Origin of the sequence: Phenylobacterium sp. RIFCSPHIGHO2_01_FULL_69_31 (genome assembly GCF_001824475.1) — a bacterium.
Taxonomy (GTDB): domain Bacteria; phylum Pseudomonadota; class Alphaproteobacteria; order Caulobacterales; family Caulobacteraceae; genus Phenylobacterium.
Genome location: NZ_MHXN01000046.1, coordinates 21,625 through 44,936, shown reverse-complemented (window position 1 = coordinate 44,936; position 23,312 = coordinate 21,625). Strand labels below are relative to the sequence as shown.

Here is a 23,312-nt window from a genome sequence, read left to right as displayed (position 1 = left end):
CGTCTCGCCGCTGTGCGACGAGCCACCTCCCCCCTCCTCTTCGGGACGGGGGAGGAGCGGGAGATGCGGGCGCGAGCTTCCCCATCAGTCGGGCGCCAGGCGATAGCCGACGCCGCGGACGGTCTGGAGGTAGCGGGGCGCCTTCGGGTCGTCCTCGATCTTGCGGCGCAGGCGGGTGACCTGCACGTCCACAGCCCGCCCGGATGGATCCACGGATCCGCGTGCGAGCTCCAGCCGGTCTACCGGCTCATGCGGGGTGCGGGCGAGCTGGCGCAGCAGGGAGACCTCGGCCTCGGTCAGGCGCACGGGCTCGCCGGCGCAGGAGAGCTCGCCGCGATCGGCGTCGAACTGGCAGCGGCCCAGCGACAGCGCGCCGCCCGCGGGCTGGCGGTCGTTGGCGCGGCGCAGGATGGCCTCGATCCGCAGCAACAGCTCTTCGGGTTCGAACGGTTTTCCCAGATAGTCGTCGGCGCCCAGCTTCAGGCCCTCGATCCGGTCGCCCGACTCGGTCTTGGCGGTCAGCATCAGCACCGGCGTGCGCCCCGGCGTGCCCCGCTGCTCGCGCAGCCAGCGGGTCAGGGAAAAGCCGTCCTCGCCGGGCATCATCACGTCGAACACGGCCAGGTCGAAGTCGAGGGTGGCCAGGAGCCGGCGGGCCGGCGCGCCGCCGGCGGCAGCGGTCACGCGGAAGCCGGCGCGGGTCAGGTATTCCTTCAGCAGGTCGCGGATGCGGTCGTCGTCGTCGACGACCAGCAGGTGCCGGGCGCGGGGCGGGGCGTCCGAAAAGCTCATGGGCGTCCTCCGCCGGCGCCGGGGTTGCGCATCCTGCCGCCGGCCATGGCCGCGAGTATGGCGCGCGCGCCGGCCACGCCGTCCAGCCCGCCGATGCGGTAGGCGCGGGTGAGCTGGCTGCGCAGGCGTTCGCTGATGGCGCTCTCGAAGGCTTCCCCGCGGGGCGTCAGGGCGGCGGAGCGGCGGCGGCCGTCCACGTCGCCGGCCTGCTTCTCCACCAGGCCCTTGGCGGCGAGATCGACAAGGATGCGGCTGGCCGCCTGTTTCGACAGGCTGGTGAGGTGGGCCAGTTCCTGCACGCCGACGCCCGGCCGGCGGCGCAGCAGGAAGGCGGCGCGCCAGTGCGACCGGCCCAGGCCCAGGGCCTCGGCCTCCAGCCCCTGGTCAACCGCGGCCCAGAGCGAGGCCTCGGCCAGCAGCAGCAGCTCGAGCCCGGCGTCCAGCTCGTCCTCCCGCAGGATCAGGCGCGGATCGGCCGGCGCGCTCATGCCGCCGTCCCGGCGCACAGGCGGTCCAATTTGTTTGACGCGGGGCGGCCGGAGCGTTTCAAGAGGCGCACTGAAAAGGACGATGTTTCCCCATGGCTCTTGTTCCCTTCGACGACCGCGACGGCTGGATCTGGATGGACGGCGAATTCGTGCAGTGGCGCGACGCGAAGGTGCACGTCCTGACGCACGGCCTGCACTATGCATCGGCCGTGTTCGAGGGTGAGCGGATGTACGGGGGCGAGATCTTCGAGCTGACGGCGCATACGGAGCGGCTGTTCGAGTCCGCGAGGATTCTGGACTTCGAAATCCCGTTCACGGTGGCCCAGATCGACCAGGCCTGCAAGGACACCTGCGCCAAGAACGGCCTGACCGACGCCTATGTGCGGCCGATCGCCTGGCGCGGCTCCGAGATGATCGGCGTCTCGGCCCAGAACACCAAGATCCACGTGGCCATCGCCGTCTGGGAGTGGCCCAGCTACTTCTCGCCGGAGGAGAAGGCCAAGGGCATCCGCATGTGCTGGGCCAAGTACAAGCGCCCGAGCCCGGAGACCGAGCCGGTCCATGCGAAGGCGACCGGGCTCTACATGATCTGCACTATCTCCAAGCACGCCGCGGAGAAGGACGGCTTCACCGACGCCATGATGCTCGACTATCGCGGCTATGTGGCCGAGAGCACGGGCTCGAATGTCTTCTTCATCAAGGACGGCGCGATTCACACGCCCAAGCCCGACTGCTTCCTGAACGGCATCACCCGCCAGACGGTGATCAAGCTGGCCCGGGAGAAGGGCTTCGAGGTCATCGAACGCCACATCAAGCCGGAGGAGCTGTCGGGCTTTACCGAGTGCTTCGTGGTCGGCACGGCCGCGGAAGTGACGCCGGTCTCGCAGATCGGCGAGTACAGCTTCACGCCCGGCAACCTGTCGCTGAGCCTGATGGACGACTACGCCAAGCTGGTCCGCCGCGAGCTGGTCGCCGCCTAACCCTCGCCGCCCCCGACGCCGGTGCGCCGGGGGCGGGTGGGCCGGCTTAGTAACGGTAGCGCAGGAAGACGCCGAGGCTGCGCGGACGGTTCAACGTCAGCAGGTCGACGCCCAGGCTGTCGATGTTCGAGATCGACACCTTGTAGGTCTCGTCGAACAGGTTGCGCGCGAAGACCCCGGCCTCGATCGTCCCGTCGGGCGAGATCCAGGAGCCTTGCGCCCCGGCCACCCACACCGCGTCCTGCGACAGGCGCTCGGCGTTGGAATTGTCGAAGTAGATCTTCGAGGAGTAGGCCGCATCCACCGTCCCGCTCAGGCGGGCGCCCGAGGGCAGGGGGTGGCTGTAGGTGGCCGCCACGTTGAACGTGACCTTCGGCGACTGCGGCAGGCGATTGCCGGTGAAGTCCTGGCCTTCCGAGCTGTACTCGCCATAAGTCGCCTTCAGCAGCGACAGGCCGGCGTCGATCCGGAAGTTCTGGGTGACGCGGGCCGAGGCCTCGATCTCGGCGCCGTATACTTCCGAGCTCGCGGCGTTATCGAGCACCAGCACGGTCAGGCCGTTGCGCAGCGCCTGGGCGAAGACCTGCTGGTCCTGGTAGTCGTAGTAGAAGGCCGACATGTTCAGGCGCAGCCGGCGATCCAGCAGCTCGGACTTCAGGCCGACCTCGAAAGAGTCCAGCTTTTCGTTGTCGTATGGCTCGAGCTCTTCCGGCGTGGTCGCCAGGCCCCCGAAGAAGCCGCCGCTCTTGTAGCCGCGGTTGTAGGTCGCATACACGCTGGCGTCCTCGCTCAGCTCGTAGCGCAGGCCCAGGCGACCCGACCAGGCGGAGAAGGTCTTCTTCTGTTTGGAGGTCAGCAGCACGATCAGGCCGCCCTCGGCCTGGCTCTGGTAGTCGAAGCTCTTCTCGTCGGCGGAATAGCGCAGGCCGACGGTGGCGGTGAGCCGGTCGGTGAAGCTGTAGTCGGCCTGTCCGAACAGGGCGTAGCCCTTGGTCTTCTGGGTATAGGGATAGCTGAACGCCGCGACGCTGTCGGCCAGGCTGAAGCCGTCCGGGAACAGCGGGCGCAGGTCGCGGAGGACGTCCTGGGTGGAGGCGTCCTTGACCGTCTCATCCAAGTAGTAGGCGCCGACCACCCACTTCAGCGGCGAGTTGGCGGCATCGTTCGACTGGATCCGCAGTTCCTGGGTGAACTGGCGCTGGCGGGCCAGGTAGTTGATCTCCAGCATCTGGAAGGGGCTGGAGTCTGTGTTCTCGAAGGCGTTGCGGTGGGCCCAAGACCAGGCGGTCACCGAGACCAGCGAGACCGACCCCAGGTTCCAGGTCATGTTGGCCGAGGCGCCGAACAGGTCGATCTTGTCCTTGCCCTCCTGGTTGGCGTCGAGGGCGCGGTTGTCGCCATCGGTATCGACGTAGCCGAAGAGGTCGCCGCACTGGGCCGTGCCGTAGTAGGCGGGGGCGCAGAAGCCGCCCGGGCCGACCGCCGCGGCCGTCGCCGGGAACAGGGCGCGGTGCTGCGGCTGGGTCGCATCGCCCCGGTTCACGAAGCGGTTCACCTGGAACAGCGCCTCGAAGTCGGACGTAGGTGTATAGAGGGCCGACAGGCGCACCGCCCAGTAGTCGGTGTCGTTCACGTCGTGGCCGGTGACGCGGTTGTAGGTGTAGCCGTCGTCCTTCACGTACTGGGCTGCGGCGCGGACCGCGAGCTTCTCGGCGATGACCGGGCCGCCGACGGCGCCGTTCAGGTTGATGGCGTTGTAGGTCGCGTATTCGGCCGAGGCTTCGGCGGCGAACGACTGCGTCGGGCGCTTGGTGGTGATGTTCACCGCCCCGCCGTTGGTGTTGCGGCCGTACAGGGTCCCCTGCGGCCCGCGCAGCACCTCGATCTGGCCGATGTCGTAGAAGCCGGCCATCTGGGCGAGGGGCGAACCCACATAGACGCCGTCCACATAGACGCCGACGCCGCTGGACGAGTTGGGGTTGAAGTCGCTGAGCCCCACGCCGCGGATGAAGATCTTCGGATTGGCGGCCGCGTCTCCGCTGCTGACGCGCAGGCCGGGCGCGAGGTTGTTCAGGCCGATGACGTTGGTCACGCCGCGTTCCTGCAGCGCCTGCCCCGACAGGGCGGTCACCGAGACCGGAACGTCCTGCAGGTTCTCCGAGCGCTTCTGGGCGGTGACGACGACTTCCTCGATCGTGCCGTCGCCGGAGTCCTGCGCCATCGCGCCGCCGGCCGAGAGGGCGAACGCAGCGCAGCTCACAAACAAAATCGATCTCATATTCATCCCCTCACGTGTCGATCGCGCGACCATTCTTATACGGTAGTAAAAACTATATAACGCAAGATGGCGCGGCTGCGCTGTGGCCTGCCCGCCTCACTTGCCCAAAATCGCGGCGCGTCGCGCGGACGAGGGGCGCCGGACGCCGCACGCGCCATAACCTCGCCCGGCGCTCGACCTTCGCCGGCCGGGACGATAATAAAAGCTACCTTTCCAGATCCGCCGCGAGGACGTCCCATGCTGGCCTGTTACACCGATCGCCTGAGTGTCCGTCCCGGAGAGCGGTTCGCGTTGCACGCCAGCGCCACGAGCAGCCCCTGCCGGCTGCGGATCGCGCGGGTGGGCGCCGAGCGGCGCGAGGTGTTCTCGCGGGATGGCCTGGCTATCGCGGAACAGCCGGTTCCGCCCCACGTGGACCGGGACGGCTGCGGCTGGCCCGCCACCCTGGAGGTGGAGGTCGGCGCCGACTGGAGATCCGGCTACTACGACATCGTCCTGACCGACGCATCCGGCGCCGAGGCGCATCACTTCGTCTGCGTGAAGGCGCCGGCAGGACAGGCCCGCTCCACGGCAGTGCTGGTCCTGGCCACCAACACCTACCATTCCTACAACTGGTGGGGCGGGGCGAACGCCTACTCGAACGTCACCGGCTTGATGAGCGGCACGGTCCCCTTCGCCCAGGCGATGGACGAGGCGATCGGGGTGCTGTCGACCCAGCGGCCCTTCGCACCCCTGATCGTGGCCCCGCCGGAGGGCGCGCCTCGCCTCGTGAACATGCGCAAGCGCGGGTTCGAGGAAAAGCCCTGGGCCAGCGACCACGCCTGGATGGTCGAGCACCGCGCCTCGCCGTACGACGGCTCGGCCGGCTTCCTGCACAAGTGGGAGCACGCGTTCGTCGCCTGGGCCGAGGCCGAGGGCTACGCGCTGGACTACGCGACCGACTACGACCTGGAGGTCGAGCCGGACCTGCTGGCCGGTTACCAGTCGGCCTTCTTCGTCGGGCACAGCGAGTACTGGTCGGGTGGCGAGCGCGACCAGGTGGAGCGGTTCGTCGACGCGGGCGGCCGCATCGCCATCCTGTCCGGCAACACCTGCTTCTGGAAGGTCCGCTGGGAGAACGACGGCAAGACCTACGTCTGCCACAAGTGGAAGGGCTTCGAGGCGGAGGACGTGCCCCCGGAGCAGGCGACGCACCTGTGGTCGCACCGCGCCTTCGCGCGACCCGAGGCCGAACTGACCGGCCTCAGCTTCGTCTTCGCCGGCTATCACCGGCTGGGCATGTGCGTGGCGCGGGGGCAGGGCGGCTTCACGGTCTATGACGACCGGCACTGGGCCCTGGAGGGCTCGGACCTCTTCTATGGCGACGTGATCGGGGGCGACCTGCCGCTGATCGGCTACGAGAGCGACGGCTGCCGCTTCACCTTCGACGACGGCGGCCTGCCCCGCGCCGTGCCCATGCTGGGCGTGCCGGAGAACCTGGAGATCATCGGCTTCGCCCCCTGCGCCTTCGGGGAAGAGGCGGGCCGGGGCTACAACCCGATCATCCCGCCCGAGAAGCTGGACGTCATCGCCGACGTGATCTTCGGCGAGAGCAGCGCCGAGGCCCAAGCCAAGGTGCTGCGGGGCCATGCGGTCCTGGCCAGCTTCAAGCGCGGCGAGGGCGAGGTCTTCAACACCGGCACCACCGAATGGGCGCATGGCCTGGCCGCGCGAGACCCGTTCGTGCAGGTGATCACCCACAACGTCATGCGCCGCTTCGGCGTCAGCCGGCCGGGCGCGCCCGCCTGAGCGGGCGCCTCCGCGCTCAGGCCTCCAGCATCTGGTGCATGAAGGCCAGCTTCGTCGGCGCCTCCAGCGGGCCGGCGGCCTTCAGCAGTTTGAAGGCGTCGTCGGCGGCCTCCAGGCTGAAGTCGATGTTGGCCTCGGTCATGGCGGCGCAGATGAACATGTTGTGCCAGGGGTGGAAGTAGACGCCGCGCTTGATCAGCGCCTGGTTCCAGAAATAGCCCTTCGCCAGGGTCGGGTCGTCGTCGACCATGATCAGCGGCATCTCGGCCGGCCCGGTCTGGCGCAGGGCGAAACCGTGGCGGCCGGCGACCTCGTCCAGGCCCCAACGCAGGCGCTGGCCCAGCGCCTGGGTGCGCTCCAGGTAGTCGGTCTCGCGGATCAGCTTCAGCGTCGCGAGCGAAGCGGCCATGGGCGCCGTGGAGAACCAGTACGAGCCGGTGACGTAGATCGTCCCTGCCGCCATGCGGCAGACGTCGGCGCCCAAGAGGGCCGAGATCGGATGGCCGTTGGCGATCGCCTTGCCCCAGCTGGACAGGTCGGGCTTCACCCCCACCAGCGACCAGCTGCAGTCGCGAGCCAGGCGGAAGCCGGCCCGGACGTCGTCGACGATCAGCAGGGCGCCGCGCTCGTCGCAGAGCTCGCGCGCCCGGCGGGCGTATTCGACGGTCGGCGATTCCTGATCCACGAAGGTGTCGTGCTTGATCGGCGAGGCGAAGATCGCCGCCAGGTCGTCCCCGGCCTCGCGGACGGCGGCCTCCAGGCTCTCGACGTCGTTGTAATCGTAGAAGATCTGATTGGCGCGATCCGAGGGCGTCACGCCCTTCTTCAACGGCGTGCACCAAGGCGCCGCGCCGTGATAGGCGCCGCGCGCCAGGACGATGGTCTTCCGCCCCGTGTGGTTGCGGGCCACCATCATGGCCATGGTCGTGGCGTCCGTCCCGTTCTTGCAGAACATGGCCCAGTCGGCGTGGCTAACCTGAGCGACCATAGCCTCGGCCAGCTCGACCATCGCCTCGCCGGGGCCGGTCATGGTGTCGCCGGCGCGCATCCGCTCAGAGTAGGCGGCGTCGATGACGTCGTTACCGTAGCCGAACAGGTTCGGACCGTACCCGCACATGAAGTCCACGTACCGGTTGCCGTCCACGTCCCAGAGGTAGGCGCCCTCGGCGCGCTGGAAGAACTGGGGATAATCGTCGGGCAGCAGCATCACCGACTGGTGGCCGTACATCCCCATCGGGATGACGGCCTGGGCGCGTTCGGAAAGGACTTTATTCCGGCTGTTCGACCAGGTCATGCTTGCGGCCCCAAAAAGATAGTTTTGACTACCTTATCGTCTCGCAGCTAATAATCAACTCAAGTCGGGAGGACGCCATGGGCACAGGACTGGTCTGCATCGGGCTGACGACCCTGGACGTCGTCGCAAGGCCCATCGACGCCCTGCCGCAGGGCGAGGGCACGACCCTGATCCAGGGGATCGGCATCGCGCCCGCCGGCACCGCGGCCGGCGCCGCCATGGTGGCCGCACGCCTGGGCCTTCCGACCCGGCTCGCGGGTTCGGTGGGCGGCGACCTGACGGGCCGCTTCGTGCGCATGGCGCTGGAAGAAGAGGGCGTCGGCACGGACCTGCTGGAGACGATCCCCGGGATGCCGACCTCCACCACCGTGCTTGCGGTGGATTCGAAGGGGCGGCGGCCAAACTTCCACGCTCTGGGCGCCGGGATGTTCGCGCCGACGGGCGAGGCGGTTCGGGCGGCCGCGGCAAGCGCCGCCTTCCTGCACTACGGCGGGATCGGCGGGCCGAAGCTGGACGGCGGGCCCGGCGCCGCGGTGGTCGAAGCCGCCAAGGCCGGGGGCGCGGTGGTGACCTGCGACCTGATCTCGCCCCAGCCGACCGCCTTGGCGGAGCTGGAGCGCCTCCTGCCCAATGTGGACTACTTCATGCCCAGCGTGGCCGAAGCCTTTGCCCTCTCGGGGGCGACGGACATGGCCGCGGCGGCCGACTTCTTCCTCGCCCGCGGCGCCGGGGCGGTGCTGATGAAGAACGGCGGGAACGGCTCGTACGTCGCGCTAGGGGCCGAGCGGACGCGCCTGGGCGCCTACGACATCACGCCCGTGGACACCACCAGCTGCGGCGACTCGTACTGCGCGGGCTTCATCGTGGGCCTCAGCCGGGGCCTGCCGCCGCTGGAGGCCGCCCGGTTCGCCACCGCGGTCGCCGCGCTGGTGGCGCAAGGGCTGGCCACGCTGGGCCGACTCGAAAGCTATGATGGCGTGCTGAAGGCCATGGGCGAGATGACGCTGAAGGAGCCCGCGTGATGGCGGCCGACGACGAGACCCGCCTGCGGGGCCGGATGGTCGAGGTGATGCGAGCGATGGAGGCGCGCGGCCTCAACCGCGGCACCTCCGGCAACGTGTCCGCGCGACTGGGCGACGGAATGCTGGTCAGCCCCAGCGGTGTGCCGCCCGAGCGGCTGACGCCCGACGCGATGGTTTTTATCGGTGCGGACGACAGCGTGGCGCCGGGACAGCTCAAGCCCTCCAGCGAGTGGCGGATGCACATGCAGATCCTGCGGCGGCGGCCGGACGTAGGCGGGGTGGTCCACTGCCACTCGCGCCATGCGACCATCCTGGCCTGCGCGGGGCGGGAGATCCCGGCGGTCCACTACATGGTCGGGGTCAGCGGCGGGGCCACCGTGCCGGTGGCGCCCTACGCCACCTTCGGTTCGGCCGAGCTGGCCGACGCCGTGGTGGACGCGCTGCAGGGCCGCTACGCCGCGCTGATGGCCAACCACGGCCAGATCACGGTGGCGCCCAGCCTGACCGCGGCGCTGCTGATCGCCGAGGAGATCGAGGAACAGGCGGCGGTCTATTGGGGCTGCCTGGCCATCGGCGGGCCCAACCTGCTGTCGGACGGGCAGATGGACGAGATCCTGACCCGCTTCAAATCCTACGGCCAGACCCGGTGAACGCCCTGCCGACGCGGGCCGGCGTGGCGCTGCAGTACATCGGCGTCGTCGCTCTGCTGATCGCGGGATTGCAGCCGGTGATCCTGGGCGGCCTGGCCGGAGCTGGGCGGCTCACCGTCCCGCAGATCGGGGTGGCCGCGACGGCGGAACTGCTGGCGCTCGGCCTGGCCTGCGGGATCGCCGCGGCGCTCCTGAAGCCGTCGGCGATGCGGATCAAGCTGGCCGCCGCCTGCGTGGGGCACGCCCTGTGCAACCTCGGCAGCCTCTGGGTCTCGGGCGGCGAACTGATCGCGCTGCGCAGCCTGACGGGCGTCTTCGCCGGGATCATGCTGTGGGCCACCATCGGGATGATCGCCCGTTCCACCCACCCGGAGCGGCAGGCCGGCATCTTCGTCACCGTGCAGACGCTGGCCCAGCTCCTGCTGGCCGCGGTCCTGCCGCGGACGGTGATGGTCGAGGGCGGCGTCAACGCTGCGCTGGCCTGCCTGGCCGCCATCTCGCTGACGGCGGCCGTCGCGGCCGTCTGGGCGCCGCCGGCCTTGAGGCCGTTGCCGAAGGCCGAGACCGCGGGCGCCGGTTCGCTGACGCCCCTGGCCTGGGCGGGCCTGGCGGCCGTCTTCCTCTACATGGCCTTCATCGTGGCGATCTGGGTCTATCTGGAGCCCCTGGCGCTGCGGGTCGGGCTGACCGCGGCTGAGGCGCAGGGCGCCGTGGCGGCGGCCCTGGCGATGCAGGTGCTGGGCGGGGCCGCCGCCACCTTCCTGGGCGGACGGCCGTCGCCCCCTGCGGTGCTGATCGGGGCTGGGCTGATCAACCTCGGCCTGCTGGCGGGGCTGGCCGCCTCGCCGACGGCCACGGCCTTCATGGGACTGGTGGCTGCGTTCGGTTTCCTGTGGCTGTTCGTCCTGCCGTTCCACACCGCGCTGCTGATCCGGATCGATCCCACGCGCCATGCGGCCATGCAGCTCGGCGCCGCGCAGCTCCTGGGCAGCAGCGCCGGCCCGCTGGCGGCCTCGCTGCTCGTGGGCGACAGCGACGTGGCCGGCGCCATGCGCCTGGCGGGCATTTGTCTTGTCCTGGCGCTGGGCCTGATCGTGGTCGTCGCGGCCAGGCTTCGCCGTATCGGCAAGGCGCTGCCGGCGGCCTAACGCGCGGCGGCGTGCCGCTCGGCCAGCCGGTTGTAGTAGAGGGCCACCATCCAGCAGACCTCTTCGTTGACCCGGGCCTCGTCCTGCTCCGGCTCCTCCAGCACCATCTCGGTGGCGGCGTACATCAGTTCCGTGGAGAGCCGCGCCGCCCGGAACAGCTCATCCTGCGGGACCGTAGGAAAGCGCTGCCGGAGGTTCTCGCTGATCTGCAGGGCCACCCGGTCCCGGGAGGCGATCCGGATGTCGCGCAGCAGGGGAATCGCCCGCAGTGCGCGCATGATCCAGATTCCGCCGGGCATCTGCCGGGTGATCTCGTTCACCTGCTCCTGCATCCGGCGGTTCTTCTCCACCGCTTCGGCGAGGGAATCGGCCTCCAGGCCGCCGGCTTCCATCCAGGCCAGCACCGCCTCGTCCTGAGCCTCCATGAGCCGCCGGGCCAGCTCGCTGAGGATCGCGTACTTGTTGGGGAAATAGCGATAAAGCGCCGGCGGCGTCAGGCCGGCCCGCTCGCAGACGAGGTTCGTCGTCAGGCGCTCGAACCCGACTTCGGCCAGCAGCTCGCCCGCCGTGGACAGCACCGTCTCGAAGGTGTTCCGCGCCCGGCTCTGCGACGGCTTCAGCTTCGTGCCCAGGGGCACGGCGGCCGGGCCGTCGTCGTCTTTCCGCGCCTGCCTGCCCATGCCGTCCGGACCGTCCCCATTTCGCTGAAGCACACGCTAGCACAGGAACGCGGGTGGTTCGGCGGCCATGTGGGACGCGTAGCCTGCGCCGTGCGGCCTTTCGGCGCGTCTGCTGCAAGCCAAGCCGAGGGAACTGAAAGCACTACGAAAAATTCTGCCCCTTCAAGCGAGGCCTGCCCATCGACAAGGGTTATTCTTGCCGCTTAAAAGCCACGCGGCGCGCGCCCGGCCAGTCGGCGGGGCGGGCGTCGCCATGTGCCTGGGATACTGACGATGACGATGCGCCCGCCGGAGCGGCAAGGACTGTATGACCCACGCAACGAGCACGACGCCTGCGGCGTCGGCTTCGTGGCCAACATCAAGGGCCGCAAGTCGCACGAGGTGGTCCAGGCGGGGCTGCAGATCCTGGTCAACATCGACCATCGCGGCGCCGTGGGCGCCGATCCGCTGGTGGGCGACGGCGCGGGCTGCCTGATCCAGATTCCTGACCGTCTCTACCGGGACTGGGCCAAGGACGCAGGCGTCGACCTGCCGCCGGCCGGTGAATACGCCGTGGCCATGTGCTTCCTGCCCCAGGACGCCCTGGCGCGCTCGGCGGCCATGGAGCAGTTCGAGCACTTCCTGAAAGTCGAGAAGCAGCCCCTCTTGGGCTGGCGCGACGTGCCGGTGGACACCGCGGGCCTGGGCGAGGCGGTGCTGGCCTCCATGCCGATGATCCGCCAGGCCTTCGTCGGACGCGGGCCGAACGTGAAGGACCAGGACGGCCACGAGCGGAAGCTGCTGGCGGTCCGCAAGCAGTTCCAGAACCCGCTGGCCGAACTGGCCGCCAAGCGCGGCATCCCGGCCCTGACCCAGGTTTATCTGCCGTCGTTTTCCACGCGCACGGTGGTCTACAAGGGCCTGCTCCTGGCCCACCAGGTGGGCAGCTTCTACAAGGACCTGCAGGACGAGCGCTGCGAAACCGCGCTGTCGATGGTCCACCAGCGCTTCTCGACCAACACCTTCCCGTCGTGGAAGCTCGCGCACCCCTATCGGTTCATCGCCCACAACGGCGAGATCAACACCGTCCGCGGCAACGTGAACTGGATGAACGCGCGCCGGCGCACGCTGGAGAGCGACCTGCTGGGGCCCGACCTCAACAAGATGTGGCCGCTGATCCCGCACGGTCAGTCGGACACGGCCTGCCTGGACAACGCCCTGGAGTTGCTGGTCGCCGGCGGCATCCCGCTGGTCCAGGCCATGATGATGCTTATCCCGGAGGCCTGGGCCGGCAATCCGCTGATGGATGCCGAGCGGAAGGCCTTCTACGAGTACCACGCCGCGCTGATGGAGCCGTGGGACGGCCCGGCCGCGGTGGCCTTCACCGACGGCCGCCAGATCGGCGCCACTCTGGACCGCAACGGCCTGCGCCCCGCCCGTTTCGTCATCACCGACCAGGACCATGTGATCATGGCGTCTGAGGTCGGTGTCCTGGACGTGCCGGAGGAGCGGATCGTCCGCAAATGGCGCCTCCAGCCTGGCAAGATGCTGCTCATCGACATGGAAGAAGGGCGCATCATCGAGGACGCGGAGATCAAGAAGACGCTCGCCGCCGCCGCGCCCTACCAGGCCTGGCTGGCCGAGACCCAGTTCAAGCTGGAAGAACTGTCGCTGGACGCCGTCGCCGCCGAGCCCGCGCCCAACGATCCCGAGACCCTGCTCGATCGCCAGCAGGCCTTTGGCTACACCCAGGAGGACGTGCAGTTCTTCCTGGAGCCCATGGCCCGGGACGGGGACGATCCCATCGGCTCCATGGGCCACGACACGCCCATCGCCGTGCTCTCGTCGCGCTCGAAGCTGCTCTACGAGTACTTCAAGCAGAACTTCGCCCAGGTCACCAACCCGCCGATCGACCCGATCCGCGAGGAGCTGGTGATGAGCCTGGTCTCGATGATCGGGCCCAGGCCAAACCTGCTGGGCCGGCAGGCCGGCACGCACAAGCGCCTGGAGGTCGCCCAGCCGATCCTCACCGACGAGGACCTGGCCAAGATCCGCGCGGTCAACGAGCTGCTGGACGGCGCCTTCCGCACCGCGACCATCGACATCACCTGGCCGGCCGAAGAAGGCGCGGCGGGGCTGGAGGCGGCGCTGGACCGCGTCTGCCGCGAGGCGACCGAGAACGTGCTCGCCGACATGAACATCCTAATCCTGTCCGATCGGGCAGTGTCGGCCGACCGCATCCCGATCCCGGCGGCCCTGGCTACCGCGGCGGTGCACCACCACCTGATCCGCCAGGGGCTGCGCATGCAGACCGGTCTCGTCATCGAGACCGGCGAAGCGCGCGAGGTTCACCATTTCTGCGTGCTGGCGGGCTATGGCGCCGAGGCAGTGAACCCCTACCTGGCGTTCCAGACCCTTGAACAGATCCGCGTCCGCTCCGAGCTGTCGCTGTCCGCCTACGACGTGCGGAAGAACTACATCAAGGCGGTGGGCAAGGGCATCATGAAGGTGATGTCCAAGATGGGCATCTCCACCTACCAGTCCTACTGCGGCGCCCAGATCTTCGACGCCGTGGGCCTGTCGTCGGCGCTGGTCGACCGCTACTTTACCGGCACCGCCACCACCATCGAGGGCGTGGGCCTGGCCGAGGTGGCCGAAGAAACGGTCCGCCGCCACCGCGACGCCTTCGGCGACAGCCCGATCTACAAGTCGATGCTCGACGTGGGCGGTCAGTACGCTTGGCGCGTGCGCGGCGAGGCGCACGCCTGGACCCCGGAGTCGGTCTCAAAGCTGCAGCACGCCGTGCGCGGCAACCTGCCCGACGAGTACCGGGCCTTCGCCCGCTCGATCAACGAGCAGAGCGAGCGTCTGCTGACCCTCCGCGGCCTGATGCGGTTCAAGCCGGCCGAGACGGCGATCCCGCTGGACGACGTGGAGCCGGCGGCCGAGATCGTGAAGCGCTTCTCCACCGGCGCCATGAGCTTCGGCTCGATCAGCCGCGAGGCGCACACGACCCTGGCCATCGCCATGAACCGCATCGGTGGCCGCTCGAACACGGGCGAGGGCGGCGAGGAGCCGGACCGCTTCGTGCGCCTGCCCAACGGCGATTCCATGCGCTCGGCCATCAAGCAGGTGGCCTCGGGCCGCTTCGGCGTGACGACCGAGTACCTGGTCAACGCCGACGACATCCAGATCAAGATGGCCCAGGGCGCCAAGCCCGGCGAGGGCGGCCAGCTGCCCGGCCACAAGGTGGACCGCAACATCGCCCGGGTCCGGCACTCGACCCCCGGCGTGGGCCTGATCAGCCCGCCGCCGCACCACGATATCTATTCGATCGAGGACCTGGCCCAGCTCATCCACGACCTGAAGAACGTCAACGCCAAGGCCCGCCTCTCGGTGAAGCTGGTCTCGGAAGTGGGCGTCGGCACGGTGGCAGCGGGCGTGGCCAAGGCGCGCGCGGACCACGTGACCATCTCGGGCTTCGAGGGCGGCACGGGCGCCAGCCCCCTGACCTCGCTGACCCACGCCGGGTCGCCCTGGGAGATCGGCCTGGCCGAGACCCAGCAGACCCTGCTGCTGAACGGCCTGCGCACCCGGATCGCGGTGCAGGTGGACGGCGGCCTGCGGACCGGGCGCGACGTGGCCATCGGCGCCCTCCTGGGGGCGGACGAGTTCGGCTTCGCCACAGCGCCGCTGATCGCCGCCGGCTGCATCATGATGCGCAAGTGCCACCTGAACACCTGCCCGGTGGGCGTGGCGACCCAGGACCCGGTGCTGCGCGCGCGCTTCACCGGCCAGCCCGAGCATGTGATCAACTACTTCTTCTTCGTGGCCGAAGAGCTGCGGGAGATCATGGCCGAGATGGGCTTCCGGACGCTCAACGAGATGATCGGCCGGGTGGACCGCCTGGACATGCGTCCGGCCGTCGACAACTGGAAGGCCCAGGGCGTGGACCTCTCGCGTCTGCTGTACGCGGCGCCCGCCGAAGCCGCGAAGGGCCTCTGGAACACCGAGCGCCAGGACCACGGCCTGGACAAGGCTCTGGACCACCGGTTCATCGCCGACAGCCAGGCGGCGCTGGAGCGGGGCGAGCCGGTCCGCGGCGAGTACGCCGTGCGCAATGTGAACCGCACCGTGGGCGCCATGCTTTCGGGCGAGGTTGCCAAGCGCTACGGACACGCGGGCCTGCCGGAAGACACCATCGCCCTGACCCTGCGCGGGACGGCCGGCCAGAGCTTCGGCGCCTTCCTGGCCCGCGGCGTCAGCCTGACCCTGATCGGCGACGCCAACGACTACGTCGGCAAGGGCCTGTCCGGCGGCCGGGTGGTGGTGCGCCAGCCGGCGGAATCGCGCCGCGATCCCACCCGCAACATCGTGGTCGGCAATACCGTGCTCTACGGCGCCATCGCCGGTGAGGCCTATTTCGAGGGCGTTGCCGGCGAGCGGTTCGCCGTGCGCAACTCGGGCGCGGTGGCGGTGGTCGAAGGCGTGGGCGACCACGGCTGCGAATACATGACCGGCGGGGTCGTCGTCGTGCTGGGCGACACCGGCCGCAACTTCGCCGCTGGGATGAGTGGCGGCGTGGCCTATGTGTACGACCCGCTCCGCCGCTTCGATCCGCTCTGCAACAAGGCCATGGTCGACCTCGACGCGGTCGAGCTGGCCCGGGTGGAGGGGGACGACGTCCTGCGGCCGAGCCAGCGGGCGGTGTCGGTGGAGAACGCCGGCATGGGCGACCTGCTGCGCTTCGACGCCGAACGCCTGCGCATCCTGATCGAGCGCCATCACCTGCACACGGGCAGCCGGCGGGCGGCCGAGATCCTGGAGAACTGGGACCGGGCCCTGCCGTCGTTCGTGAAGGTGATGCCGAAGGACTTCCGCCGGGCGCTCACCGACATGGCCAAGGAACGCGACGCGGCCGCCGCCGTCGCCGCCGAATAATCCAGACTGCTAGGGAACGAAGATGGGCAAGCCGACCGGCTTTCTGGAAATCGACCGCCACGACCGCGGCTATGCGCCGGTCGCCGAACGCCTGAAGCACTGGAAGGAGTTCGTGGAACCCCTGCCGCAGGACGAGCTGCGCCAGCAGGCCTCGCGCTGCATGAGCTGCGGGATTCCGTTCTGTCACCAGGGCTGCCCGGTGAACAACCAGATCCCCGACTTCAACGAGCTGGTCTATCGCGACCAGTGGCGGGCGGCGCTGGACAACCTTTTGTCCACCAACAACTTCCCGGAGTTCACCGGCCGGATCTGCCCCGCTCCCTGCGAGGCCTCCTGCACCCTGAACATCCAGGACACCCCGGTCACGATCAAGTCGATCGAGTGCCAGATCATCGACCGCGGCTGGGAGGAGGGCTGGATCCGGCCTGAACCCTCGCCCCGCGGCACGGGCAAGCGGGTCGGCGTCGTGGGCTCCGGCCCCGCGGGCCTGGCCTGCGCCCAGCAGTTGGCCCGCGCCGGCCACGCCACGACGGTGTTCGAGAAGTCGGACCGGGTGGGCGGCCTGCTGCGCTACGGCATCCCCGACTTCAAGATGGAGAAGCACCTCATCGACCGCCGCGTCCGGCAGATGGAGGCCGAGGGGGTCATCTTCCGCACCAGCTTCGACGTGGGCGGCATGGTCTCGGTCCAGCGCCTGCTGGACGACTACGACGTCCTGGTGATGGCGTGCGGCGCCGAGGCGCCGCGCGACCTGCCCGTGCCGGGTCGCGATCTGGCGGGCGTCCATTTCGCCATGGAGTTCCTGGCCCAGCAGAACAAGCGCAACGCGGGCGATCCAGAGTCCATCGCCGCGCCCGACGGCACGATCGACGCCCGGGGCAAGCACGTGATCGTGATCGGCGGCGGCGATACCGGCTCGGACTGCATCGGCACCTCCAACCGCCAGGGCGCCGCCTCGGTGGTCCAGCTCGAGATCATGCCGATGCCGCCGGAGCGCGAGAACAAGACGCTCACCTGGCCGGATTGGCCGCTGAAGCTGCGGACCTCGTCCTCGCACCAGGAAGGCGCCGAGCGCGAGTTCGCCGTGGCCACGCGCCGCTTCATCGGCCAGGACGGCCAGGTCACCGCCATCGAGTGCGTGCGGCTGGAGTGGGTCGCCGGCGCCGACGGGCGGATGCAGATGCGCGAGGTCGCCGGCTCGGAATTCCAGTTGAAGGCGGACCTGGTGTTTCTGGCCATGGGCTTCGTCGGCCCGACGCAGGCCGGCGTCGTGGAGCAGAGCGGCGTCGACCTGGATCCCCGCGGCAATGTGCTGGCCGACACCAACGACTACCGGACCTCGCAGCCGAACATCTTCGCCTGCGGCGACGCCCGGCGCGGCCAGTCCCTGGTGGTCTGGGCGATCCGCGAGGGCCGCCAGTGCGCGCGTGCGGTGGACCAGCACCTGATGGGCGCCTCGGCGCTGCCGCGCTAGCGGAAGACGGCCAGGTAGGCGGTCGCCGGGCGGGCCGCCTCCAGCGTGGCCGTCTCGCCTGGCTCCAGCAGGAGGGCGTCGAAGCGCGCGAGGCTGATAGGCGGGCCGCCGGACACGGCCAGCAGGGGACCGCTGGCGGCGACCACCACCCGCTCCCCCGCGAAGGGGCGGAGCACGAGCGGTTGGTGGATCTCCAGCCGTTCGAGGGCGCCGGTCACATCGCCGCGTCGCGTCATCACGTTCAGATCCAGAACCGGCCCCTCAAGGAGGCGCCCCGTGGCCGCCGCATCGCCGGGAAAGGCGGCCGGCGGGCTGGCGGGCGAGAGGTCGAACGCGCCGCCGCCCGCGACCGAGAGCGCCAGCCGCCCCTCGATCACCGCGAGGATCCGGTCAACCTCGGGAAACAGCGAGAACGGCCCGTCGCTGCGGACCTCGGCCATGCTGACCCGCCAGCGGAAGTCGTCGAAGCCGGCGCCGGGCGGCGAGGCGGCGATCTCGCGCGTCACCCCGCCGCCGTTCTTCCAGGGCGCGGCGACGCGGAGGGCGGCGCGCAGGACCTGCATCAGCCCAGGATCCCGGGCAGGTCGAGATGCTTCTCGCGGGCGACCTTCAGGGCGATGTCGTAGCCGGCGTCCGCGTGGCGCATCACGCCGGTGGCCGGATCGTTCCACAGCACCCGGGCGATCCGCCTGGCCGCCGCCTCGGTGCCGTCGCAGACGATGACCATGCCGGCGTGCTGGGAAAAGCCCATCCCAACGCCCCCGCCGTGGTGCAGCGAGACCCAGGTGGCGCCGGAGGCGGTGTTGAGCAAGGCGTTCAGCAGCGGCCAGTCCGACACCGCGTCGGTGCCGTCGCGCATGGCCTCGGTTTCGCGGTTGGGCGAGGCGACCGAACCGCTGTCCAGGTGGTCGCGGCCGATGACCACCGGCGCCTTCAGCTCGCCCTTCGCCACCATCTCGTTGAAGGCCAGGCCCAGCCGGTCGCGGTCGCCCAGGCCCACCCAGCAGATCCGCGCCGGCAGGCCCTGGAAGCGGATCTTCTTGGCCGCCATGTCCAGCCAGTTGTGTAGGTGGGGATTGTCCGGGATCAGCTCCTTCACCTTGGCGTCGGTCTTCGCGATGTCCTCCGGATCGCCGGACAGGGCCGCCCAGCGGAACGGTCCGATCCCGCGGCAGAAGAGGGGGCGGATGTAGGCCGGCACGAAGCCCGGGAAGTCGAAGGCGTTGGCGACGCCCGCCTCCTTGGCCATCTGGCGAATGTTGTTGCCGTAGTCGACGGTGGGCACGCCCGCCGCCTGAAAGTCGAGCATGGCCTGGACGTGCTCGGCCATAGAGGCCTTGGCGGCCTCCTCGACCTGCTTGGGGTCCTGGGCGCGCATGGCCGCCCAGCGCTCCAGGCTCCACCCCTTGGGCAGGTAGCCATTGATGGGATCGTGGGCGCTGGTCTGGTCGGTGAGCAGGTCGGGCCGGACGCCCCGGGCGAACAGTTCGGGCAGCAGCTCGGCGGCGTTGCCCAGCAGGCCGACGGAGATCGGTGCCTTGTCGCGGCAGGACCGCTCGATGAGCGCCAGGGCCTCGTCGACGTCCTTGGCCTGGCGGTCGAGGTAGCCCGTGCGCAGGCGCATATCGATGCTGGACTGCTGGCACTCGATGGCCAGGCACGAGGCGCCGGCCATCACCGCCGCCAGCGGCTGGGCGCCGCCCATGCCGCCGAGGCCCGCGGTGAGCAGCCAGCGGCCCGAGAGATCGCCGCCGTAGTGCTGGCGGCCCATCTCCACGAAGGTCTCGTAGGTGCCCTGAACGATGCCCTGGGCGCCGATGTAGATCCACGAGCCGGCGGTCATCTGGCCGTACATGGCCAGGCCCTTGCGATCGAGCTCGTTGAAGTGGTCCCAGGTGGCCCAGCGGGGCACCAGGTTCGAATTGGCGATCAGAACCCGCGGCGCATCGGGGTGGGTGCGGAACACGCCCACCGGCTTGCCCGACTGGACCAGCAGGGTCTCGTCGTCCTCCAGCCGGCGCAGGGTCTCGACGATGGCGTCGAAGCTCTCCCAGTCGCGCGCGGCCCGGCCGATGCCGCCATAGACCACCAGCTCCTCCGGCCGCTCGGCCACGTCGGGGTGCAGGTTGTTCATCAGCATGCGCAGCGGCGCCTCGGTGAGCCAGCTCTTGCACGAGCGCTCCGGGCCGGTGGCGGGGCGGATCACGCGGGTCTTGTCGAGGCGGGTCATGCTTTGGCGAAGTCCAGGCAGGCTTGAAGGACGCGGGTGAGGGCGGCGCGCATCGGGGCTGCGCGCTCGGCAGCATATGGCGTGGGCCAGATGGCCGAGGTCAGGAGGCCGGGCGGCTCGTCCATGTAGCCGCGGCAGGCGAGCTCCATCTGGATCGCATGGACGCCTTCGGCGGGCCGGCCGTAGTGGCGGGTCGTCCACCCGCCCTTGAACCGGCCGTCCGTGACGCGGCTGAATTCGCTGGCGTCGCAGGCGGCTTCGACCGCCGTCACCAATGCGGCGTCGCAGCTCGCGCCCGAGTTCGTGCCGATGTTGAAGTTGGGCAGGAGGCCGTCGAACAGCCTGGGGATGGCCGAGCGTATCGAGTGGGCCTCGTACAGCACCACCTTGTCGTGGATCCCACGCAGCCGGTCGAGCTCGGCCTGCAAGGCGGCGTGGTAGGGTTCGAAGTACTCCGCCCTCCGCCGCTCGATCTCGGCCTCGTCCGGACCGTCGCGCCTATACAGCGGCTCTCCGTCGAAGGTCGTGGTGGGGCAGAGGCCGGTCGTGGCCTGGCCCGGGTACAGCGAGGCGCCGGACGGGTCGCGGTTCACGTCGATGACCGTGCGGCTCATTGCTGTGCGGATGGTCGTGGCGCCCATGCCGGGCGCGAAATCGTAGAGCCGGTCGATCCACCAGTCGGCGTCCTTGCGGGCCAGCCACGGCGAGATCAGGCGGGCCGCGACGTTGGTCGGCAGCTCGGTCCCGGTATGCGGGAAGCTGATCACCAGCGGCGCGTCGCCGCGATGGATCTGCAGCCAGTCGGTCATGCCACCTCCGGCAGGGCCAGCCCCGCGGCGGCCGTCACCGCGCCTGAGCGGACCAGGGCGTTGGCGGCTTCCATGTCCGGGTGGAAGTGACGGTCGTCCGTAAGATGGGGCACCTGCGCGCGCAGCAGGGCCCGGACCGCTTCCAGCGCCGGGCTGGAGGCCAGCGGCGCATGGAAGTCGCAGCCCTGGGCGGCCGCCAGTAGCTCGATCCCCACCACGGCGGTGGCGTTGCTGGTCATCGGCAGCAGCCGTGCGGCGCCATGGGCAGCCATGGAAACGTGGTCCTCCTGGTTCGCCGAGGTCGGAATGGAATCCACGCTGGCGGGATAGGCGCGCTGCTTGTTCTCCGAGACCAGGGCCGCGGCGGTCACCTGCGGGATCATGAAGCCCGAGTTCAGGCCGGGCCTGGGTGTGAGGAACGCCGGCAAGCCGCTGAGTGCGGGATCCACCAGCATGGCGATCCGCCGCTCGGCCAGGGAGCCGATCTCGCAGACGGCCAGGGCGATCATGTCGGCGGCGAAGGCCACCGGCTCGGCGTGGAAGTTGCCGCCCGACAGCGCCTCGTCGGTGTCGGCGAAGATCAGCGGGTTGTCCGAGACGCCGTTGGCTTCGTAGCCGAGGGTCGTGGCCGCCTGGCGCAGGACGTCGAGCGCCGCGCCCATCACCTGCGGCTGGCAGCGCAGGCAGTACGGGTCCTGCACCCGCTCGTCGTCCTTCAGGTGCGAGGCGCGGATCGCCGAACCGGACATCAGCGCGCGCAAGGCGTCCCCGGCCTCGATCTGCCCCGGCTGGCGGCGCAGGGCGTGGATGCGGTGGTCGAAGGGCGTGTCCGAGCCCTTGGCCGCCTCGGTCGACAGCGCCCCGGTCACCAGCGCGGTCTGCAGCAGGCGCTCGGCCTCGAACAGGCCGGCCAGGGCGTTGGCCGTCGAGAACTGGGTGCCGTTGAGCAGGGCCAGGCCCTCTTTGGGGCCGAGCGCCAGTGGCGCGAGGCCCGAGGCGCGCAAGGCCATGTCCGCCGGCTGGCGCGCGCCGCCCACCTCGATCTCGCCCACGCCGATCATGGCCGCCGCCATATGCGCCAGCGGCGCGAGGTCGCCGGATGCGCCGACCGATCCTTGCGCGGGGACCACCGGCGTCAGGCCCGCGACGATCATCTTTTCGAGGAGGGCGATGGTGGCCGGCCGCACGCCCGAGGCGCCCTGGGCCAGGCTGGCCAGCTTCAGCGCCATCATCAGCCGCACGATGGCCGTGGGCGACGGCTCGCCCGTGCCGGCGGCGTGGGAGAGGACGATGTTGCGCTGGAGGGTGGCGAGGTCGGCCGCGTCGATCCGCACGCTGGCCAGCTTCCCGAAGCCGGTGTTGATCCCATAGACCGGTTCGCCCTTGGCCAGGATGCGCTGCACCGCCGCCGAGCTCTCGGCGATCGGGCCTGCCGCGGAGGCGGGCAGGCGCACGGACGCGCCGCGATAGATCTCGCGCCAGTCGGCGAGCGGGGTGTCGCCGGGAACCAGCAGGACGTCGTTCAAAGGCCTCTCCAGACGCGAGTATGCAGGGGGTTGAAGCCCATCCGGTAGACGAGCTCGGCAGGGCGCTCGATGTCCCAGATGGCGAGGTCGCAGGCCTTGCCGGCCTCGAGCGTGCCGGTGTCGCGCAGGCGGCCCAGGGCGCGGGCGGCCTCGCGGGTGACGCCGGCCAGGCACTCGTCCACCGTCAGCCGGAACAGGGTCGCGCCCATGTTCATCGTCAGCAGCAGCGAGGTGAGCGGCGAGGTGCCGGGGTTGCAGTCAGTGGCCAGGGCCAACGGCACGCCGGCGGCGCGCAGGGACGCGATGGGCGGCGGCCGGGTCTCGCGGACGAAGTAGTAGGCGCCGGGCAGCAGCGTCGCCACGGTCCCGGCCCGGGCCATGGCCTCGATTCCGGCCTCGTCCAGGTGTTCGAGATGGTCGGCCGACAGCGCGCCGAACTCGGCCGCCAGGGCCGCACCGTGCAGGTTCGAAAGCTGTTCGGCGTGGAGCTTCACCGGCAGGCCGTGCGCCGTGGCGGCGTCGAAGACGCGGCGGGTCTGGGCGGGCGTGAAGCCGATCCCCTCGCAGAAGGCGTCGATGGCGTCCGCAAGGCCCTCCGCGGCGACGGCGGGGATCATCTCCCGGCAGACCAGGTCGATGTAGCCGTCCGGATCGCCCTTGAACTCAGGGGGCAGAGCGTGGGCGCCCAGGAACGTGGCGGTGACCGTGACCGGCCGGACCTCGCCCAGGCGCCGGGCGGCCCGCAGGGACTTCCCCTCGTCGGCCAGCGACAGGCCATAGCCCGACTTGACCTCGACGGTCGTGACGCCCTCGGCGAGCAGGGCGTCCAGGCGGGGCAGGGCCTGGGCGATGAGCTCGTCTTCGGTGGCGGCGCGGGTAGCCGCCATGGTCGAGACGATGCCCCCACCGGCGCGGGCGATCTCTTCGTAGGAGGCGCCGGCCAGGCGCAGCTCGAACTCGTGGGCGCGGTCGCCGCCGAACACCAGATGCGTGTGCGGATCGATCAGGCCAGGCGTGATCCAGCGGCCTTCACAGTCGAGGGTCTGGCGCGCCTCGAACGCGGGCGCGTCGGCCTCCGGCCCGACCCAGGCGATGCGGCCCTCCAGGCTCGCCACCGCCCCGCGCTCGACGACGCCCAGGCCCGGCATAGCCGGGGCGAGGGTGGCGAGGCGGGCGTTCCGCCAGAGCCGGTCGCAGCGCAACGAAGCCTCCCGTCAGATCCGGGCGGCAACC

At 70.1% G+C, this 23,312-nt stretch carries 17 protein-coding genes; 7 read left to right on the top strand and 10 right to left on the bottom strand.

The genetic code is table 11. The features are described from left to right. Window positions 1-84: 84 nt before the first annotated feature. Together A2790_RS23420 and A2790_RS23415 are read right to left on the bottom strand one after the other, a co-directional pair. Window positions 85-792 carry a response regulator transcription factor gene (locus A2790_RS23420; protein ID WP_293397237.1) on the bottom strand — a complete coding sequence of 236 codons (708 nt, stop codon included), beginning with the start codon at window positions 790-792 and terminating at the stop codon, window positions 85-87. After that, window positions 789-1,280 carry a MarR family transcriptional regulator gene (locus tag A2790_RS23415; RefSeq protein ID WP_293397234.1) on the bottom strand — a complete coding sequence of 164 codons (492 nt, stop codon included), beginning with the start codon at window positions 1,278-1,280 and terminating at the stop codon, window positions 789-791. The genes A2790_RS23420 and A2790_RS23415 overlap by 4 nt, the downstream gene beginning before the upstream one ends. Window positions 1,281-1,372: 92 nt before the next feature. Between A2790_RS23415 and A2790_RS23410 the strand changes: the two genes are divergently transcribed. Continuing rightward, window positions 1,373-2,260: a branched-chain amino acid aminotransferase gene (locus tag A2790_RS23410; RefSeq protein WP_293397231.1), complete on the top strand. Its 888-nt coding sequence runs from the start codon at window positions 1,373-1,375 to the stop codon at window positions 2,258-2,260. 46 nt (window positions 2,261-2,306) lie between these two features. Here the strand turns inward: A2790_RS23410 and A2790_RS23405 are convergent, their stop codons facing one another. Next, entirely contained in the window at window positions 2,307-4,520 is a 2,214-nt protein-coding gene (locus A2790_RS23405) for a TonB-dependent receptor (protein ID WP_293397228.1), read from the bottom strand. A gap of 255 nt (window positions 4,521-4,775) precedes the next feature. Here A2790_RS23405 and A2790_RS23400 point away from each other — a divergent pair, with 255 nt between their 5' ends. Continuing rightward, a complete protein-coding gene (locus A2790_RS23400) occupies window positions 4,776-6,326 on the top strand; it encodes a N,N-dimethylformamidase beta subunit family domain-containing protein (protein ID WP_293397225.1) in 1,551 nt (516 codons plus the stop codon). A gap of 16 nt (window positions 6,327-6,342) precedes the next feature. Here the strand turns inward: A2790_RS23400 and A2790_RS23395 are convergent, their stop codons facing one another. Next, window positions 6,343-7,620 (bottom strand): aminotransferase class III-fold pyridoxal phosphate-dependent enzyme, encoded by a 1,278-nt coding sequence (locus A2790_RS23395; RefSeq protein WP_293397222.1) that lies wholly within the window; start codon window positions 7,618-7,620, stop codon window positions 6,343-6,345. 77 nt (window positions 7,621-7,697) lie between these two features. Between A2790_RS23395 and A2790_RS23390 the strand changes: the two genes are divergently transcribed. From A2790_RS23390 to A2790_RS23380, 3 genes are read left to right on the top strand one after another with little or no spacing between them, the layout of a single operon-like run. Then, the gene (locus tag A2790_RS23390) at window positions 7,698-8,642 is read left to right on the top strand and encodes a PfkB family carbohydrate kinase (RefSeq protein WP_293397219.1); all 945 of its coding nucleotides are present in this window, start codon (window positions 7,698-7,700) and stop codon (window positions 8,640-8,642) included. After that, on the top strand, window positions 8,642-9,292 hold the full coding sequence (locus A2790_RS23385) for a class II aldolase/adducin family protein (RefSeq protein WP_293397216.1): 651 nt from the start codon (window positions 8,642-8,644) through the stop codon (window positions 9,290-9,292). Before A2790_RS23390 ends, A2790_RS23385 begins: the two co-directional genes overlap by 1 nt. Next, the gene (locus tag A2790_RS23380; RefSeq protein ID WP_293397213.1) at window positions 9,289-10,440 is read left to right on the top strand and encodes an MFS transporter; all 1,152 of its coding nucleotides are present in this window, start codon (window positions 9,289-9,291) and stop codon (window positions 10,438-10,440) included. The genes A2790_RS23385 and A2790_RS23380 overlap by 4 nt, the downstream gene beginning before the upstream one ends. On the opposite strand, the gene A2790_RS23375 is transcribed toward A2790_RS23380, so the two are convergent. After that, on the bottom strand, window positions 10,437-11,120 hold the full coding sequence (locus tag A2790_RS23375; RefSeq protein WP_293397210.1) for a TetR/AcrR family transcriptional regulator: 684 nt from the start codon (window positions 11,118-11,120) through the stop codon (window positions 10,437-10,439). The genes A2790_RS23380 and A2790_RS23375 overlap by 4 nt on opposite strands. Before the next feature lie 273 nt (window positions 11,121-11,393). Between A2790_RS23375 and gltB the strand changes: the two genes are divergently transcribed. Continuing rightward, window positions 11,394-16,040 carry a glutamate synthase large subunit gene (gltB, locus tag A2790_RS23370; protein ID WP_293397207.1) on the top strand — a complete coding sequence of 1,549 codons (4,647 nt, stop codon included), beginning with the start codon at window positions 11,394-11,396 and terminating at the stop codon, window positions 16,038-16,040. Window positions 16,041-16,062: 22 nt separating this feature from the next. Then, complete coding sequence (locus A2790_RS23365; RefSeq protein WP_293397204.1) at window positions 16,063-17,514, top strand: glutamate synthase subunit beta; 1,452 nt, start codon at window positions 16,063-16,065, stop codon at window positions 17,512-17,514. Here A2790_RS23365 and A2790_RS23360 read toward each other — a convergent pair. From A2790_RS23360 to hutI, 5 genes are read right to left on the bottom strand one after another with little or no spacing between them, the layout of a single operon-like run. Continuing rightward, window positions 17,511-18,077, bottom strand: coding sequence for a HutD family protein (locus A2790_RS23360; RefSeq protein ID WP_293397201.1), 567 nt, complete (start codon window positions 18,075-18,077; stop codon window positions 17,511-17,513). The genes A2790_RS23365 and A2790_RS23360 overlap by 4 nt on opposite strands. Continuing rightward, complete coding sequence (gene hutU / locus A2790_RS23355) at window positions 18,077-19,744, bottom strand: urocanate hydratase (RefSeq protein WP_293397198.1); 1,668 nt, start codon at window positions 19,742-19,744, stop codon at window positions 18,077-18,079. Before hutU ends, A2790_RS23360 begins: the two co-directional genes overlap by 1 nt. Beyond that, complete coding sequence (gene hutG / locus A2790_RS23350) at window positions 19,741-20,553, bottom strand: N-formylglutamate deformylase (RefSeq protein ID WP_293397195.1); 813 nt, start codon at window positions 20,551-20,553, stop codon at window positions 19,741-19,743. The genes hutU and hutG overlap by 4 nt, the downstream gene beginning before the upstream one ends. Continuing rightward, complete coding sequence (hutH, locus tag A2790_RS23345; RefSeq protein ID WP_293397845.1) at window positions 20,550-22,091, bottom strand: histidine ammonia-lyase; 1,542 nt, start codon at window positions 22,089-22,091, stop codon at window positions 20,550-20,552. Before hutH ends, hutG begins: the two co-directional genes overlap by 4 nt. Then, complete coding sequence (gene hutI, locus A2790_RS23340) at window positions 22,076-23,281, bottom strand: imidazolonepropionase (RefSeq protein WP_293397192.1); 1,206 nt, start codon at window positions 23,279-23,281, stop codon at window positions 22,076-22,078. Before hutI ends, hutH begins: the two co-directional genes overlap by 16 nt. Between the last annotated feature and the right edge of the window lie 31 nt (window positions 23,282-23,312).

Excerpts from the sequence above, each read along its gene's own strand:
- A2790_RS23410 (WP_293397231.1), top strand. The coding sequence starts at position 1,373 with ATGGCTCTTGTTCCCTTCGACGACCGCGACGGCTGGATCTGGATGGAC.
- A2790_RS23375 (WP_293397210.1), bottom strand. The coding sequence starts at position 11,120 with ATGGGCAGGCAGGCGCGGAAAGACGACGACGGCCCGGCCGCCGTGCCC.
- hutU (WP_293397198.1), bottom strand. The coding sequence starts at position 19,744 with ATGACCCGCCTCGACAAGACCCGCGTGATCCGCCCCGCCACCGGCCCG.
- hutG (WP_293397195.1), bottom strand. The coding sequence starts at position 20,553 with ATGACCGACTGGCTGCAGATCCATCGCGGCGACGCGCCGCTGGTGATC.
- A2790_RS23395 (WP_293397222.1), bottom strand. The coding sequence starts at position 7,620 with ATGACCTGGTCGAACAGCCGGAATAAAGTCCTTTCCGAACGCGCCCAG.
- A2790_RS23360 (WP_293397201.1), bottom strand. The coding sequence starts at position 18,077 with ATGCAGGTCCTGCGCGCCGCCCTCCGCGTCGCCGCGCCCTGGAAGAAC.
- gltB (WP_293397207.1), top strand. The coding sequence starts at position 11,394 with ATGACGATGCGCCCGCCGGAGCGGCAAGGACTGTATGACCCACGCAAC.
- A2790_RS23365 (WP_293397204.1), top strand. The coding sequence starts at position 16,063 with ATGGGCAAGCCGACCGGCTTTCTGGAAATCGACCGCCACGACCGCGGC.
- A2790_RS23390 (WP_293397219.1), top strand. The coding sequence starts at position 7,698 with ATGGGCACAGGACTGGTCTGCATCGGGCTGACGACCCTGGACGTCGTC.
- A2790_RS23415 (WP_293397234.1), bottom strand. The coding sequence starts at position 1,280 with ATGAGCGCGCCGGCCGATCCGCGCCTGATCCTGCGGGAGGACGAGCTG.
- A2790_RS23385 (WP_293397216.1), top strand. The coding sequence starts at position 8,642 with ATGGCGGCCGACGACGAGACCCGCCTGCGGGGCCGGATGGTCGAGGTG.
- A2790_RS23400 (WP_293397225.1), top strand. The coding sequence starts at position 4,776 with ATGCTGGCCTGTTACACCGATCGCCTGAGTGTCCGTCCCGGAGAGCGG.
- A2790_RS23420 (WP_293397237.1), bottom strand. The coding sequence starts at position 792 with ATGAGCTTTTCGGACGCCCCGCCCCGCGCCCGGCACCTGCTGGTCGTC.